The sequence below is a fragment of the Deinococcus taeanensis genome (assembly GCF_020229735.1).
GTDB lineage: Bacteria > Deinococcota > Deinococci > Deinococcales > Deinococcaceae > Deinococcus > Deinococcus taeanensis.
In genome coordinates, this window is sequence record NZ_CP083457.1 from 233,214 (window position 1) to 248,591 (window position 15,378).

At 63.8% G+C, this 15,378-nt stretch carries 12 protein-coding genes and 1 pseudogene; 4 read left to right on the top strand and 9 right to left on the bottom strand.

The genetic code is table 11. From position 1 onward, the window contains the following. Positions 1 to 3 precede the first annotated feature (3 nt). The 9 genes and pseudogenes from LAJ19_RS16850 to LAJ19_RS16890 all read right to left on the bottom strand — a co-directional run. A pseudogene (locus tag LAJ19_RS16850) lies at positions 4 to 927 on the bottom strand (glycoside hydrolase family 26 protein); the annotation flags it as partial. A gap of 244 nt (positions 928 to 1,171) precedes the next feature. After that, the gene (locus LAJ19_RS16855; protein WP_225523658.1) at positions 1,172 to 3,676 is read right to left on the bottom strand and encodes a beta-mannosidase; all 2,505 of its coding nucleotides are present in this window, start codon (positions 3,674 to 3,676) and stop codon (positions 1,172 to 1,174) included. Between the two features lie 67 nt (positions 3,677 to 3,743). Further along, on the bottom strand, positions 3,744 to 4,031 hold the full coding sequence (locus LAJ19_RS16860) for a hypothetical protein (protein ID WP_225523659.1): 288 nt from the start codon (positions 4,029 to 4,031) through the stop codon (positions 3,744 to 3,746). Positions 4,032 to 4,041: 10 nt separating this feature from the next. Beyond that, positions 4,042 to 4,971, bottom strand: a complete 930-nt coding sequence (locus LAJ19_RS16865; protein WP_225523660.1) for a cellulase family glycosylhydrolase — start codon at positions 4,969 to 4,971, stop codon at positions 4,042 to 4,044. Positions 4,972 to 5,135: 164 nt separating this feature from the next. After that, the gene (locus tag LAJ19_RS16870) at positions 5,136 to 5,942 is read right to left on the bottom strand and encodes a hypothetical protein (protein WP_225523661.1); all 807 of its coding nucleotides are present in this window, start codon (positions 5,940 to 5,942) and stop codon (positions 5,136 to 5,138) included. A gap of 129 nt (positions 5,943 to 6,071) precedes the next feature. Then, positions 6,072 to 6,950, bottom strand: a complete 879-nt coding sequence (locus tag LAJ19_RS16875) for a carbohydrate ABC transporter permease (protein ID WP_225523662.1) — start codon at positions 6,948 to 6,950, stop codon at positions 6,072 to 6,074. Then, positions 6,937 to 7,866, bottom strand: a complete 930-nt coding sequence (locus LAJ19_RS16880; protein WP_225523663.1) for a carbohydrate ABC transporter permease — start codon at positions 7,864 to 7,866, stop codon at positions 6,937 to 6,939. Before LAJ19_RS16880 ends, LAJ19_RS16875 begins: the two co-directional genes overlap by 14 nt. Continuing rightward, a complete protein-coding gene (locus LAJ19_RS16885; protein WP_225523664.1) occupies positions 7,847 to 9,154 on the bottom strand; it encodes a cellulase family glycosylhydrolase in 1,308 nt (435 codons plus the stop codon). The genes LAJ19_RS16880 and LAJ19_RS16885 overlap by 20 nt, the downstream gene beginning before the upstream one ends. A 1-nt stretch (position 9,155) precedes the next feature. Beyond that, the gene (locus tag LAJ19_RS16890) at positions 9,156 to 10,436 is read right to left on the bottom strand and encodes an ABC transporter substrate-binding protein (protein WP_225523665.1); all 1,281 of its coding nucleotides are present in this window, start codon (positions 10,434 to 10,436) and stop codon (positions 9,156 to 9,158) included. A 417-nt stretch (positions 10,437 to 10,853) separates the two neighbouring features. Between LAJ19_RS16890 and LAJ19_RS16895 the strand changes: the two genes are divergently transcribed. From LAJ19_RS16895 to LAJ19_RS16910, 4 genes are read left to right on the top strand one after another with little or no spacing between them, the layout of a single operon-like run. Further along, on the top strand, positions 10,854 to 11,849 hold the full coding sequence (locus LAJ19_RS16895) for a LacI family DNA-binding transcriptional regulator (protein WP_225523666.1): 996 nt from the start codon (positions 10,854 to 10,856) through the stop codon (positions 11,847 to 11,849). A gap of 8 nt (positions 11,850 to 11,857) precedes the next feature. Further along, a complete protein-coding gene (locus LAJ19_RS16900; RefSeq protein ID WP_225523667.1) occupies positions 11,858 to 12,766 on the top strand; it encodes an ROK family protein in 909 nt (302 codons plus the stop codon). Continuing rightward, positions 12,763 to 13,686, top strand: coding sequence for a type I phosphomannose isomerase catalytic subunit (locus LAJ19_RS16905; RefSeq protein WP_225523668.1), 924 nt, complete (start codon positions 12,763 to 12,765; stop codon positions 13,684 to 13,686). Before LAJ19_RS16900 ends, LAJ19_RS16905 begins: the two co-directional genes overlap by 4 nt. A gap of 33 nt (positions 13,687 to 13,719) precedes the next feature. Continuing rightward, entirely contained in the window at positions 13,720 to 14,547 is an 828-nt protein-coding gene (locus tag LAJ19_RS16910) for a carboxylesterase family protein (protein WP_225523669.1), read from the top strand. Positions 14,548 to 15,378 lie beyond the last annotated feature (831 nt).

The following is a 15,378-nucleotide window of genomic DNA, read 5'->3' on the forward strand; positions in this document are numbered from 1 at the left end:
CACGTACTCGGCCCAGGTCATGAACCACGCCCACCGTGGCTGTGAGGCAAGTTGAGCGGGCGTCGGCACCTTGCCCACTTCCGCCAGAGCGATCGGCTTGGTCCCGGCAAGGGTCAGCATCTGGTTGTACTCCGTGGTGGTGGGAAAGTCCTTGTACCACATGTCCACGGAGACGACGTCCACGTACGCTGCTCCGGGCCAGTAGTCCGACAGTCGATCCATGCCCACGTCCTTGACGTTCCACACCCAGATCAGGTTGGTGATGCCCCTGGTGTTCACCAGGTGGTCATACGTGATCTGGTAGAGCTTTCTGCTGCCGCTGACGCCCGGCCGGCCCCCCCACCAGGACCAGCCATCGTTCATCTCATGGACGGGCCGGAACAGCGCCTGTACGCCGCTGTTCCTGAGGTCCTGCAGGTAAGGCACGAGTTTATCCAGTCGGGCGAGCCAGGCATTGTGCAGAGCGGTGCCTGGCGTGACGAGCTGATTCCATTGGGTGTCCGTCAGTTTCGCCAGAACACCGTCGGTGTTCCAGTCGCAGGGTTCCGCCACCGTGGGCGGGCACGCATGCCAGGTCAGAGCAACCACGGCGCCACTCCTGAACTGGTTTTTGGCTTCGTTGATCATGGTCGAGCGGTGGTCAATGTCCGCCTGGCGGAACAGGAAGTCTCCGCCCCACAACCCGGGCGTCCTGCCCGTCGTACTTTGCACGTACCGTGTCCATCTGGTGGGGTCACTGTTGGGTTCTTTGTTGTGCTGGCCGGCGACCGTGTACTTGCCGGAAATGCTCTTGATGTAATCCAGCACGCTGGACTGACCTGGAGACAGGGCCTGTGCCCTGAAGCTCTCCGGCGTGGGTACCGTTCCTGGGGCGGTGCAGGCAGCGAGCGTGAGCGGGAGGAGCAGGGCAGGCCAGGGGTGTCTCATGGTTCTCCTTGTCAACTGCTCCGTTGTTCTTCGGAGGGTCTGGCAGGGCCGGAGAGGTGGTGTGTCAGGACCACAGGACCGCCCGGGGGCGATTTTCTAGCGGTCCGTTCTGCACCTTTCTCTCAATGGTGTGCGGGAAGCTCTGTTCTGTGGTGTACCGAACAGGAGCAGGCTGAGTTCCCGGGAGGGAGCAAATCTCGTTCATGAACAGGGCGAGAGCAACGCCATCACCTTGCCGCCGGTTTCATTGTCCTGAAACGGGCGCCAGAAGACCAAATTCCAGCGGGTTCATCATCCCCAACGCACGCACCCGCACCGTCTGAACATCAGGGGCGCACAGACGGACCGTTCTGACCTCCCCTGGACGCAGATCCAGGAAGTTATCCGACCAGGCCGTTCCAGGGCCCGCACTCAGCCAGACCCCCTTGGCAGGGCGATCAGAAACCAGCCGAACGCTGCCTTCGGGCTGGACCTCCACCTTCAGCGGGACAGGGCCAAAATCATGATATTTATACGGCTCTGGAAAATGGCTGGCCCTGGCGACCACCTCGCCGCCTTCCACCAGTTCCGCGAAATAGATCCTGGGCTCGCCGCCCACCGGCCATGCCGGCACATCGGTCCGCCGCGCCGGCAGCGCCGTCAGGACAGACACGTCCTCGCCGAGAAGTTCACCGCTGACACTGTACGCGTAGCGTCTGAGTTCCACCGAACGGCTCTCCCGCAGACTGCTGCACACCCACGTTTCCAGCGCCTCCCCTGCGAGGTGAATCCCGGCGGTCAGTGGGGCAAGTTCGCGTTTAATCGAGTAGTAGGCGGGCTTCGCGGTCCCCAGGGAATCGATGATGGCCCACGAAGAGACGGGCCAGCAGTCGTTGAGCTGCCACACCAGCGCCCCCGATACGGCGTGCTTTCCTGGCCCTTCAAACCGCCGCCGGTAATCCCGGTAGGCATACCGCATGGCTTCGGCCTGAATCAGCTGCGTGTTGTAGATGTACTCCTCGAGGTTCCGGTGACCCCGCAGGTTCTCGGCCTGATACACGGCGAGCCGGCGGGCCCCGTCGGGTTTGAAGTTGGGGCCCAGCGCACGGGTGTGGTGCACGAAGGTTTCGCTTTCGGGGTACCACTCCTCCTGCGGCATTGACTGCTCAATCACGTCCAGAGACGGAGCAGACATCAGCCCGAACTCACTGACAAAACGCCCCTCGTACTGCTTGTACTCCTGGTAGGGCGCCATGGGCCCATGCCAGACCTCCCAGGTGTGCCGGTCCCCAACGGTCTGGTCGAAGACATCCGCCCCTCCGTACGGACTGCCGGGCCAGTACAGCCGCGTCGGATCGAGGTCGTCGCACACCGCGCGGAGCACCACCTCATAGAGGTGCTGGGCATCGAACTTGCTGTCGTCGCCGCCGGGCCCATACGCGCCGACCGCCTGGGCAATCTGATAGTCCTCGTTGTTGCCGCACCACAACGCGATGGAAGCGTGATTTCTCAGGCGTTTCACCTGCTGGCGGGCTTCCCGCCTGACGCTCTGGGTGAAGGTCTCGTCCCCGGGGTACATTCCGCAGGCAAACATGAAGTCCTGCCACACCAGCAGGCCCAGTTCATCGCAGATGTCGTAGAACGCGTCGGTTTCGTAGATGCCTCCGCCCCACACCCGGATCATGGTCATGTTCGCGTCTTTGGCCTGCGTGAGGCGCGTCCGGTACTGCGCTTCAGAGACCGTATTGAGCAGGAGATGTTCAGGAATCCAGTTCGCGCCGCCGACAAAGAAAGGCTCGTTGTTCACCTCGAAGGTGAAACTGCTGCCCGGCTCGCCCCGGACGTTCTCCTGCACCACCCTGACGCGCCGCAGACCGACACGTACGGCTTTCTCCTCCAGCCGCTGGCCGCGCTGGCGCACTTCGACGTGCACGGTGTACAGCGGCTGAGCGCCCCGGCCGCTGGGGTGCCACAGTTCAGGAGCCGCCACTTCGAACAGCGCGGAGGACACACGGGTCCCGGTCACGGACGCCGCGTTCATCGCCCGGCCCTGCGGGTCGCGCAGGGTCACGCGCACTTCGACGTCGCCCAGCTCGCCCGTGAGGGTGACGTGCACGGGAATGAACGCCTGAAGGAGATCCGGCGTGACTTCCGCAGGAACGTGCACCTCGCTGAGGTGCACGGAATAGGCGTTGAGCCTCACCGCTTTCCAGATGCCCGCCGTGAGGATCACCGGCCCCCAATCCCAGCCGTAGTGGTACTGGGCTTTTCTCAGGTAGAGCCGGCTGGTGTCCCCGTTCCAGGCGGCCCGCACGCCACCTTGCGCCTCACGCCCACGCCCCACGGTCAGTGGACTTTCGAACAGGACCCAGACCGTGTTCTCGCCCGGCTGAAGCAGACCTTTGACATCCACAGTGTGGGCCGTGAACATGTTGTCGCCCTGCAGCACCCGCTCGCCGTTCAGGAACACCGTGCTGACGGTATCGAGCCCTTCGAACGTCAGCTGCAGGTGCGGCGCCGCCAGGACGCCGGCCTCAACAGTCAACGTACCGCGGTAGAGCCAGTCGGTGGTTCCAACCCACTGCACCTCCCGCTCGTTAAGCCCGTAGTACGGATCCTGAATCACCCCGTGGCGCAGCAGGTCCTGCTGCACGGTCCCGGGGACCGTGGCGGACCGCCAGCCTGAAGAGGAACGGAAATCATCGTGGAGGGCCTGGGTCGCCTCACGCGGCTTGAATTCCCAGTTTTGATGGAACGTCAGGATGGTCATAGGAATGCCTCCAGGGCCAGGGGTGTCGGCCCGAACGAGTGAGTGCGCAAGGACAAGGAACGGGCGGTCAAGGTGCGGCTTCGAACAGCACAAAGCTGCCCTGCGGAGCGTTCATTTCGGCGCTGGCCGGCAGCGTGGTCCACTGGCGGAGATCCGGCCGGTACAGGCGCACGGTGAAGTTCTGGAAGGGCAGCTCCACGTTCAGTGGTCCTCCGGCGGCGGAGGCCACCACCACAGGACCGTACTGGTAGGCGGACCTGCCTTCTGCAGGGACGTTCCCTCGCCGTCCGGCCTGGCCCAGGAGCCTGGGAAGAAAAGCCAGCCGCTCGTACGCCGCCCACTCAGCGTCGGTCACATCGCCGAACTCATCGTTCTTGTGTGTCCACAGCAGGCTGCTTCCTCCAGTGGCGAACGAGGCCAGCGTGGCGGCGGTCACGAAATCCGCGCGGGTTTCCGGGGCGACCACGCCCAGTGGGGGCGTACTCTCCGACCAGTGCCGGCTTTTGGAAGGTCTCCTGCGCCCAGCGGATGGCGTTGCGGGCCACCGCGGCGGCCCGGTCCGGGTTGCGCACCTCCCGGTAGGTGTGAAGCTGCACCAGATCGATGGTGGGGTCGCTCCACAGTTCCTCCCAGCGCACGTCACCGGTCAGGCTTTGCGTGATCAGGTGCCTCTGGTCGCTCTTCTTGATCGTGGCGACCGCAAAGTGCAGCCAGTCCAGCGCCTCCTCGCGTTGACCGGGGTAGTCCGCGCAGACGCCATTGAGTTCATTGATGGGTTCCCACGCGAGAATGGCGAGACTGTCCTGATACCGGGAGACAAGAAATGCGATGCGCCTGGCCTGGGCGGAACGGGCCACACTGCTCGTATAGAACGCCTTGCCGGTGGTGAGTGGTCCGCCGCTCTTTGCGCCATAGGCGCTGGTGTCCAGCACGTGACGGAACACCCAGTGATCAAACAGGCACACGATCAGCTTCACGGTGTACGTCCCGGCAAGCTCGATGGTCTGGTCGAGGCGCCTCACCTGCTCCGGGTCGTAGGCGCCACGAGTACTTTCGAATTCCGGCTCAGGCACGAAGAGACGGATGGTATTAACGCCCCTGGTGGCCGCGTGACGCATGTACTGCTCGGTGGACCAGTCCTCCCGGTTGTTTCCCGGCTTCATGACGGCAAAACGGTTGAGTCCGTAGGGAACACAAGGGATGCCGTCGATTTCCAGCGTCCAGGGCTGGGCGCTCGAGCGGGTAACGAACCCGTCCGCCAGCGCTGCGCCGCCCAGCACGAGGGTGCCCAGCACAAGCCGGACGAAACGAGACGCTGACGCGAAGCCCGTCACCGGGTGACCTCTCGATCAGAGGGACCGGGCCGCAGGGGACTGACCGGCAGGGCGACAGGCGTACGCATGGAAGGCTTCCTTGGGGCGTCAGGGGCGCACACAGAGACGTGGGCATGAGTCGGCATTCACTCACCCACTGCCGCATCGGTGATGGGCGAAGTGACCAGCACGTAATTTTTGATGCCCTGATGGGGATAAACCATCAGGGCGAGGCCGCGCACATCATTCAGGTCGCGGACAAGGGCGGTGTTTGCCCAGCCGGAGCGTTCCGCTTTGAAGGTGGGCTCGGTCAGGGGGAAGTGAAGGTGCGACCAGCCAGGCCCGAAGGCCACCAACCTGGATTCCTGCCACTCTCTGGCGGCCGTCGTGCGGACGGTCAGGGCCGCGTCCAGCGTGATGGCGGTCGGGTTGAAGATGACGAAGCTGACTGTGTTTACTCCGCTGAAATTCAGGGGGACCCTGAAATCCACCAGCGCATAGGCTTTCTTGAGGTCCTGGTCGGGGTCGGCTTTGGTGTTGTCAAAATCAATGCGCAGGAGGTAAGTGGGCGCCTCCGGGCTGGGGGAGGTGCGCAGGGCCGCTGCCGCTTCCGGGGCACTGGCAGGCACGGCGGTGACCCCCAGGGTGCTGTTGTAGCCCAGTCCTGTCAGGCCCGCGGTCCAGGTGGCTGGAGCCGCGGCTTGCAGGGTGGTGCCGGCGCGGACTGCGGCGCCCGGACTGGACGTCTGGGTCATGACGGGCGAAGCGCCAGTGGCCCCGGTGGCACCGCGGCTCCCCCCGCTGGTGGTGGGCGCCTGCCCGGCCGCAGGCGCCGCGTTGCCGGTTCCCGCAGCGGTGAAACTGGCGGGCGGGCGGAGCGCAGGCGCGCAGGCGGTGGTCAGGCACGGCGTGGTCAGCAGAAACGTGATGGTCATGCGCTGCGCGTAGTTCATGGTCGGCTCCTGTGAGACAGTGGGTGCGGTTGCAGGCCGCTCTTCGGGCCGGCAATGACCGGCCGCCGCCCGCCGCGCAGCAACGCAGGCGTGAGGGCTGAAAGCGGTCTGCTGGGGCGACGGCCGGGTCTAGCCCTTGATGCCGGAGAAGGTCACACCCTCCACGAAGTACCGCTGGGTGAAAAAGAACAACACGAACAGAGGCACCGTGAAAATGGTCGCGCAGGCCATCAGGGGTCCCCACTCCTGACCGTTGGCCCCCTGGAATTGCTGGAGCCCCAGAGACAACGTGTACTGCGACGGGTCGTTCAGGTAGATCAGGGGGCCCAGGAAATCCTTGAATGCCAGCAGGAACTGCTGAAGAAACACCACCGCCAGGGCCGGCTGGATCAGAGGGAGGATAATCCGCCTGAAAATTCCAAATTCAGAACAGCCGTCGATGCGGGCCGCTTCTGCAAGCTCATCCGGCATGGTCTGGATGAATTGCCGCATCAGGAAGATGTAGTAGGCGCCGCCGAAGAAGGCGGGAACGATCAGCGGCAGGAGGGTTCCGGTCCAGCCGAGGTCACGGAAGATCAGGTAGGTGGGAATCATGGTGACGACGCCTGGCAGCAGCATGGTGCCGAGCAGAATGTTGAACACCCATTCTCTGCCCACCCAGCGGATCTTCGCGAAGCCATACGCCACCAGGGCACTCGACAGACTGCTTCCGATACTGGAAAAAATGGCGTACACCAGGGTGTTGCGCAGATACTCGAAGAAGGGGATGTTCGTGAGCGCTTTGGTGTAGTTCTCCCAGACCACGGCGTGCGGGTAGAGGGTCGGGGGGGTGAGAAAGACCTCCGTGTCCCCCTTTACCGAAGTGATCAGCATCCAGTACAGGGGCACCGCGAAACTCAGGGTGATCAGGCTGGCGACGAGAAACGCAAGCACAGTGCCCGCGGCGCGCCTCTTGTTCACAGGGGCGGTGGACTGGGTGTGTGAAGGACGGCCTTTAGCTGCGATCATAAACCACCCATTTCCTGCTCAGGCGAAAGGTCAGGCCGGTGAACGCCAGAATCCCCAGGAACAACACCCAGGAGAGCGCCGAGGCGTACCCCATGTCGAAATCGCGAAAGGCCTTCTGGTAGATGTACAGGGAGGCGAAGAGGGTCGAGTCTGCCGGTCCACCCTGCCCTCCACTGACGATGAACGCCTCAGTGAACGCCTGGAACGCACCGATCAGGCCGGTGATGGTGATGAACAGGACGACGGGGCTGATCATCGGGAGCGTGATGTGCCAGAAACGGTGCCACAGGGTGGCGCCGTCAATCTCGGCCGCTTCATACAGTTGTTTGGGAACGTCGGCCAGCGAGGCGAGCAGCAGCAGGACGTTGCCGCCCACAGCCCACTGGGCAATCATGACCAGTGAGATTTTCGCCCAGTCGGGGTCGCCGAGCCAGGTCGGACCCTGAATGCCGCACCAGGCGAGCACGGTGTTGAACAGCCCGCCGATGGGCTTGAACATCCACAGCCACAGGATGCCGGTCGCGACGGGAGGCACAATAAGCGGCACGTACATCAAGGTGCGCATCAGATTGCGTCCAGGCATGCGCTGGTGGTAGACCATGGCGAGCGCGACCGCGAGCACCACGCCGACAGGCACGCAGACCAACACGTAATACATGGTGTTTTTGATGGACGTGACCCAGCGGGGATCCGCGAAGAGGGTCTGGTAATTCTGCAGGCCAATCCATTGGGGCTCACTGAGGATGTTGTAGCTGGTGAAGGAAAAGTACAGCGAGGCGCCAAACGGGTACAGCACCAGCGAGAGGAAGCCGATGATCCAGGGCGAGATGAACGCCAGCCCCAGAAACAGGGACTGCCAGGTCTTTTTACGACTTCTTCCTTTTGGGCGGAGGGCGTTAGCGTTGAGGATGGACATACACCAGCACCTCCTCGTTGCCCAGTTGTGACGCCAGCACCGCCGCGCCAGACGCCGAGAAGTCAGCGCTGCGCAGCCTCAGAGGGCGGGTCCAGTTCACCTGGGCGGCCACTGTGGCGAGCGGGGCGTAGAGATCAAGGTCTTCATCAAACAGTTCTCCAAACGCATCCGAGGCGGACACCCAGGGGAGGATGCTCATGCCCTGGCTCATGGCCGCCCACAGGCCGGTCTTCAGGAACGTAGAGCGTTCGGGGTCTGCACGGAACGCCCCATACTCACCAATCAGGACATGCTTTCCGAACCGCGCGCTTTGTTCCGCGTCATTGCGCAGGACGCCTGGTAAGGCGGCCGGGTTGCTCGTGGCGTAGCTGTGATACTGAATGAAATCAATGTCAGGACTGGCAAACACGTTCGGCCAGACCGCCTCGGCCAGCAGCGAGGCCGTGACCGGTTTGTGCGACGGGTCGACCGCTTTGATGTGACGCGCCAGGGCCAGCGTCACCCGCTCGGTCTGTTGGTGTCCGCTGGCCGTCCTGTCGGAAATAATGTCCGCTTCGTTGCCGATCTCCCAGGCAATGAGGCTGCTGTGGTGGTGCAGTTTGTTCACCAGAAACGTGACGCGCCGTTTCAGGAGGGTCAGGCCCTCTTCGCTGCCGTAGATGTCCTGGTGGTTCTCGAACGGCCCACCGTTGAGAACGTTATAGGGATCTCCTGAGAAGTCGGCGGACATCGCTGCCAGGTCGATCAGGCTGAAGATGATGTTGATGCCCAGCTGATCTGCCGCGCTGAGCATCTGGTCGTAGGCGGAGAGGGCAAATTCGTCATAGGTGCCGGCCGGACTCTCGAATTCGGGCATGCTGAAAACGCGGAAGGTGTTGCCGCCGCGCTTGTGCAGTTCCTTCATGTACGTCTCGGCGCGCCACTGGTTGCGGTTGGCCGGTGGATAGTACAACTGGCGGCGGTTCATGCCGATGGGGAGGAAGGCTCTTCCATCTTTGCACCACCCCTGGTTGCGCAGCTGGACGCCTGGACAGTCTGTCACGGTGGGCGCCGCACTGATCCCGGGGGCGCGGGCGCGGGCAAAGACGTCGAGTTTGACGTCCGGGGAGGTCAGGACGCCGCCGGTTTCCGGCCACGGTTGAGAGTGGAGAACGCTTCCGGTATCGGTGCTCAACCAGTCCACAGTCCAGCCTGGGGCGGGACTGTGGGGAAAGGTCACAGCGTACGTGGCGGCCTGACCCCAGCTGCTCGCGAGGAGAACCGAGAGGATCAGCTGGTGACACTTCATGTCATCGGCCCTGGGCTGCGGCCTTCACGAGGTTCTTCTGAGCGGTGTCCAGGGCGGTCCTGGCATCAGCCTTGCCAAGCTGCACCGTCTGGAAGGCGCTGGAGAGTTCGTTGTTCACGGCGAGCAGATCGACCAGGGGCGGCAGGGTATAGGTGCGGCCCTTGGAGAGCAGTTCGGCCGCGAGTTTCATGACGGGCTCGCCCGCGGTCTTCTGGAGGGCCGGTCCGCTTCTGACCGGCGAGATATTGAACACCTTGTCTGCAACTGCGGCGCTGCGCGTGGCGTCGCTGAACCAGGCGATGAATTTCAGGGCCTCCAACGGATTTTTGCTGCCTTTGGGCACCATCCAGGTGTTGCCGACCGTAAAGGAGTTGGGGAAGGTTCTGCCTTTGGGCATGGGCACAGGCGCCACGCCGTAATTGAGCTTGGGGCCGTAGCGTTTGATAAATCCTGCGTGCCACTGGCCGTTGACTTCCATCGCGATCTTCCCGGCAATAAACGGGTCGTTGCCGCTGGACGCCGTGAGATTGCCGAGGCTTCCCTGGAAGCGGTTGAGGTCTTCTGCGCCGTACTTCTTGACATACGTGGCCTGCCACTGCAGCGCCTTGAGCGTGCCGGCGTTGGTGAGGTCAGATTTCCGGGTGTCGGCGTTCAGGAGATTGCCGCCGAACGCGCCGGTCCACAGGGCGGCTGTGCCCTGAGCAATCCAGGGAGCGAAGCCGAGCACATCGATGTCTTTGCCCTTCCGGACGGTGAGCTGGCCCGCGTAGGCGTCGAGCTCCTCGATGGTCTTGGGAGGTTTGTTCGGATCAAGCCCGGCAGCCTTGAACAGGTCTTTGTTGTAGTACAACATCATGACGTTGCTCATCTCGGGAATGCCGTAGGTTTGGCCGCCGAACTGCATGGCTTTCCAGGCGGTGGGGTTGAAGCTGCTGCCCTTGAGGCCGGCTTTGCTCAGCAGGTCATTGAGGGGCGTCAGGGCACCCAGGTTGGCCAGGCCGGGGAGCACGTCCTGGCCCCAGTACAGCACGGCGTCGGGGGCCTGACCGCTCGCAACGGCGGTGAGGAACTTCCCCTGCGAGGTGCCCTGAATGCCGGCGCCACTGACGAGAATTGCTTTCACGGTGACGTTGTCCTGGGCTTTGTTGTATTCGGCGGCGGCGTCCAGAATGGTCTGTCCGTCGGCGTCGCCCCACGGGTACCAGATGGTGATGGTGTCTTTGGCGAGGGCAGGGCTGCTCAGGGCAGCCAGGGTGAGGGTGAGCAGGGCGCGTCGTTTCATGACTTCCTCCAAAAGTAGTTGTTCACTGATGTTCACCGGCGAGGAACCCCAGTTCTGACGGTGAGCGACCATGTCAGGTCAGCCCAAAGTCGGGCTGAGCGTCTTCTGGGGCACGTGCAAGACGGTTTAGAGCTCTCCAGCGCTTAAGTTGTGAACATGAACCAAGCTTACATTTGGGCCTGACGGCTGTCAACCCTGTTCTCGAAACTGACTCTATATGTTCCAAGAACTTTATGGTGCCCGATCATGCCGTCCGACCCGCGTCTCGCCGCTTGCTTGTGGCTTCGCGGCGCGATTCAAACGCAACCAGTCACGTCATGCCAGGCTCCAGACGCTGCAGTTCGGGCAACGATGCCTCCTGCCACCGCCCAGCAGAGGCAAGTGTACGAATGAACAGAATAAGGTTATTCTTGGAACATGGCCATCAAAGCCCGCAGTCATCCCACCATCCGCGACATTGCCCGCGCCGCTGGTGTCTCGCTTGGCACCACCTCGCGCGCCCTGAACAACCACCACGGCATCAATGCCGACCTGAGAACCCGGGTCCACGCCGCCGCAGAACAGCTCGGCTATGACTTCAGCAACCTCCGCCAGGGACGGAGCATCAGACGCCTCACCTTTATCTACGACCGCCAGCACAACACCCTCGCCAATAATCCGTTCTACTCCACGGTGCTGCATGGGGTTGAAGACGCCTGCAATCAGGAGAAGATTTCCCTCACCTTCACGTCCACCGACAGTGGAGAGTCCATCAGTGAACGCGCCCACCGGTCAGACACGGACGCTCTGCTGTGCGTGGGCGCATTTGAGCGGGAGCAGTTGCAGGAGATCACGGAACTCGGCATTCCTGTCGCCCTGGTGGACCTGTGGCACCCCGAGATGAACTGCGTCAACTCAGACAACTTCGGAGGCGCGTACCTGCTGACGCAATTTCTGATCACACGCGGGTACCGGCGCATCGCCTTTATCTGCGGGCCGGAATCCCATTACTCCATCACCCAGCGGCGCCAGGGCTACCGGTATGCCCTGCTGACCCACCACATCGAACACGACCCAACCCTGGAAGTCTTCCGGGAGCCGATCCTGCAGGAAGTCGAGGGAACGGACCATGCCGTCAGGGAGCTCCTGAACCTCAAAGAGCGCCCTGACGCCATCTTCTGCTGGAACGACAGCACGGCCATCCAGGCCATTCAGACCTGCTACACCCTCGGACTGAAAGTCCCTGAGGACATCGCGGTGGTCGGTTTCGACGACCTGCCCACCGCCAGGACGTCCTTCCCGCCCCTGACGACCATGCGCATCGACAAAGAAGGCCTGGGGCGCCGCGGCGTGGAACTGCTGATCGCCCGGCCTGCAGAGCCCACGCAGGTCACCGTTCCGACCAGGATCGTGGTGCGCTCCAGCACCCGGTGACGCCCAACGTGAAGACCCATTCGCGATACGCGCTGTGCCTGGATGTGGGCGGCAGTCACGTGACGGCCGCGCCTGTCGACCTCGCCACCCGGACCCTTCTGCCCGCAGGACGGGTCCGGGAAAGCATCCTTCATACCGCTTCCGTTCAGGACACTGTGCAGACCTGGCACTCCGCTTTGACCCGGGCCTCGCTGCTCTGCCCGGCCGGGACGGTGACCCACCTCGCTCTGGCGCTCCCTGCTCCCTTCGATTACCAGAGCGGCGTCTCACACATGACCCACAAGTACGAGCAGCTGCTGGGGGTCAATGTGCGGGACGTCCTGCGGACCCAGCTGCGGGGCGGACCTCTGGCGCAGCTTCCCATCCTGCTGGGCAATGACGCGGACCTGTTTGCCCTGGGCGAACACTGGGCAGGCGCGGGACAAGGGGCCGAGCGCCTGATTGGCATTACCCTGGGCACCGGACTCGGCAGTGGCTTCGTGGCGCGGGGTCACGTCGTCACCAGCGGCCCCGAGATTCCCCCCGCAGGTGAGCTCTGGAACACCCCCTATGCGGACAGCACCGCAGAGGCGTTCGCGTGCGGTGAGGCAGTAACCCGGTCCTACCAGGCGCTGAGCGGCGAGCGCTGCACAGCCCGTGAAATCAGTCGGCGCGCTGACCGCGCAGACCCTCACGCCCAACGCGCGTTCCTGATGCTGGGTGAACATCTTGCTCACATTCTCCGGCCCTTCACCGTGTCGTTCGGCGCGGCGGCAGTGGTGGTGGGCGGCAATGTGTCACGCGCCTGGACTCACTTCGGTTCCTCCCTGCAAGCTGGCCTGCCCAACGTGCAGGTGTCGGCTTCTCAACTGCTCGAGGACGCGGCGCTGCTCGGCGGCGGCGCCCTGCACGCCACGCCCGGAACAGGAGGCTTATGATTCGACTCACGCCGCACTACCACCCCCGCGTCTGGGGGGGGCGCCGGCTCAGCCCAGGGCCGGAACCTGTGGGGGAAGCCTGGGTGGTCTTCGCCGGCAACCGCATTGACGGCGGTCCCCATGCCGGCAGAACCCTCCGCGACCTTGTTCATGAACAACCCCGGTGGCTGCTGGGAAGGCGTGGTGAACAGTTCACGGACTTTCCGGTACTGATCAAGCTGCTGGACTGCCAGGCCTGGCTGAGCGTCCAGGTCCACCCCAACGACGAGCAGGCCCTGAACCTTCACGGACCGGGGCATGTGGGAAAAACGGAAGCGTGGCATGTTCTGCAGGCTGAGCCCGGTGCTCGGGTGATTTCAGGCGTGCAAGAGGAGACGACGCCAGCGGAACTGCACACCCACATTCTCAGTGAACAGGTGATGGCGCTGGCTCAATACCAGGAGGTTCACGCCGGCGACACGCTCTTCATTCCGGCGGGTACCCTCCACGCCCTTGGGCCCGGCCTCCTCACGTATGAGGTGCAGCAGTCCAGTGACCTCACCTACCGCATGTACGACTGGGACCGACCACAGGACGCGGGGCGGGCGTTGCATCTCAGGGAAGCAGCGCTGGTCACCCAGGCAGAGGGGCGAGGCACCCTCCACGCTGGTCCCACCGCCCGGGAGACAGGCGTTTACCCCCTGGTGACCTGCGCCTACTTCACGACGGAACTCCTGCACCTGGACAGCGCCGTGACCGGGCGCACCGAAGGAGAAACCTTCCACGCCCTGACGGTGACGGAAGGCACCGTGGAAGTGCGCAGCGACACCACGGCGCGCCTTCACCCGTTTGACACCCTCCTGATTCCCGCTTCATCTCCCCCGTACGAGCTGATCCCGCAGGGCAACGCCGCCAGGTTGCTGCGCTCGTCCCTCCCCTGAACCCACGCCGCCACCCGACCACTGGAGCCCTGCATGCGGAACCCCGTGTTAACCACCCTCCTCTCGACGCTCCTCGTGGCGGCCCCCACCCACGCCAGCCGGCTGATTGATCCCACCACTGCCACGGCCGTGCCGGGCACAGGCGGTCAGTGGACAAAACGCAGCATCACGGTAAGCGGCTTCTCCCTGCCATACCAGCTGTACACCCCCACCACAGCGCTGGCAGCGGGCAAACTGCCGCTGATCATTCACCTTCACGGCTCAGGCGAAGCCGGCATTGACAACGAAAAACAACTGCTTGCAGGCACCCGGTACGGACCACAGTACTTCACCCTCCCTGAACACCAGCAGGTGCAGGCGGCGTACGTTCTGGCGCCCCAGACGCCGGTCGAGATTCGCTGGGCCAGCACCGGGATTCCCGAATACAACCTGGACACCACCCCGGAAACAGTTTCCATGACCGCGCTGATCGCCCTGATTGCCGAACTCCTGCATACCCACCCAGACATCGACCCGGACCGGGTGTATCTCGCCGGACTCTCCCGGGGCGGGCAGGGGGTATGGAACGCACTGATGCGGCACCCGGGTCTCTTCGCCGCCGCCGTGCCGATCAGTGCCTCAGGCAGCCCGGCACACGCCGCGCCGCTGAAGAACCTCGCCATATGGGCCTTCCATGCGCAGGACGACCGCACAACAAAAGTGGAGTACACCCGGAATATGGTGGACGCCATCTTCCACGCTGGTGGGGAAACCCGGTTCCTGAGGTACACCGAGGTGGAATACGGTGACCATCAGGCCGGCTGGGAAACTGCGTATCGAACCAGCGAAGTGTACCGGTGGCTCATCAAATGGCGGCGCTGACCCGGCTTGAACAGAACCCGGGTGAAAGCCCGATCCCCCGAGGGACGGGACGCCGGTCCTCCGGTCTGCTCGAGGTCCCGCTGGTGCCCGCACCGCTCACTGCGGCGGCCAGGAGGCGCCAGGCTCCACAGGCGATCCTGATGATCAAGGTGACGGTGCGCCGGGCACAGACCTGCACCGGACCCACCGGCTGGCCAGAGTTGCCCCGCTCAGCTGGTGGTCGCCGGACGCCAGGGCGTCCGGCGCGAGCAACGCCAGCAGCAACCGGGATCGCCGGTTGGTCTCGCTCCGTCAGGCCAGTCGCTGACCGGTCGCCGGGAAGGGCGGAACTGACGCGCGTCACGAACGCAGGACGACAGCCCAGGTCGACGGTCAGCTGCTCGGCGTCCACCGTGAGGGCAAGACTGTCCGAGAAAATGAGCGCACCCTTGACCGGCCACTCATCCTGTCTGAGCAGCGCGTCACTGCGGAAGAACAAGCTCTGCACGAAGTTCGCGACCGTTCAGGAATCGGTCTGACTGAGGCGTCCGCGACCCTGACCGACCGCGTCGTGGTCAAGGACAAACTGGGCGCGGTGCACCGTGGACCCGGGCACTGAACCCTGCGGCCCCTGGCGCGGGCAAGAGCGGCACACCCCGCCTGAGCAGTCGGTCTGGGCGTCCACTCCTGTCTGTCGGCAGTGATTTAGCCTTTCCCCCAGCGGACATGATGGGCGCCGGCCTGATGCCGCTCCAATGCCGACCCGGCAGGTGCTGGCTCACCAGCGCAGCAGCCAGCGCATCACGCGCGATCGCCGTACTCGCGCTGAATTCAAGGCGCGGCCGTCCCAGG

Coding starts and splice junctions, on each gene's coding strand:
- LAJ19_RS16855 (WP_225523658.1), bottom strand. CDS start 3,676: ATGACCATCCTGACGTTCCATCAAAACTGGGAATTCAAGCCGCGTGAG.
- LAJ19_RS16870 (WP_225523661.1), bottom strand. CDS start 5,942: ATGAACTACGCGCAGCGCATGACCATCACGTTTCTGCTGACCACGCCG.
- LAJ19_RS16875 (WP_225523662.1), bottom strand. CDS start 6,950: ATGATCGCAGCTAAAGGCCGTCCTTCACACACCCAGTCCACCGCCCCT.
- LAJ19_RS16880 (WP_225523663.1), bottom strand. CDS start 7,866: ATGTCCATCCTCAACGCTAACGCCCTCCGCCCAAAAGGAAGAAGTCGT.
- LAJ19_RS16885 (WP_225523664.1), bottom strand. CDS start 9,154: ATGAAGTGTCACCAGCTGATCCTCTCGGTTCTCCTCGCGAGCAGCTGG.
- LAJ19_RS16890 (WP_225523665.1), bottom strand. CDS start 10,436: ATGAAACGACGCGCCCTGCTCACCCTCACCCTGGCTGCCCTGAGCAGC.
- LAJ19_RS16895 (WP_225523666.1), top strand. CDS start 10,854: ATGGCCATCAAAGCCCGCAGTCATCCCACCATCCGCGACATTGCCCGC.
- LAJ19_RS16905 (WP_225523668.1), top strand. CDS start 12,763: ATGATTCGACTCACGCCGCACTACCACCCCCGCGTCTGGGGGGGGCGC.
- LAJ19_RS16910 (WP_225523669.1), top strand. CDS start 13,720: ATGCGGAACCCCGTGTTAACCACCCTCCTCTCGACGCTCCTCGTGGCG.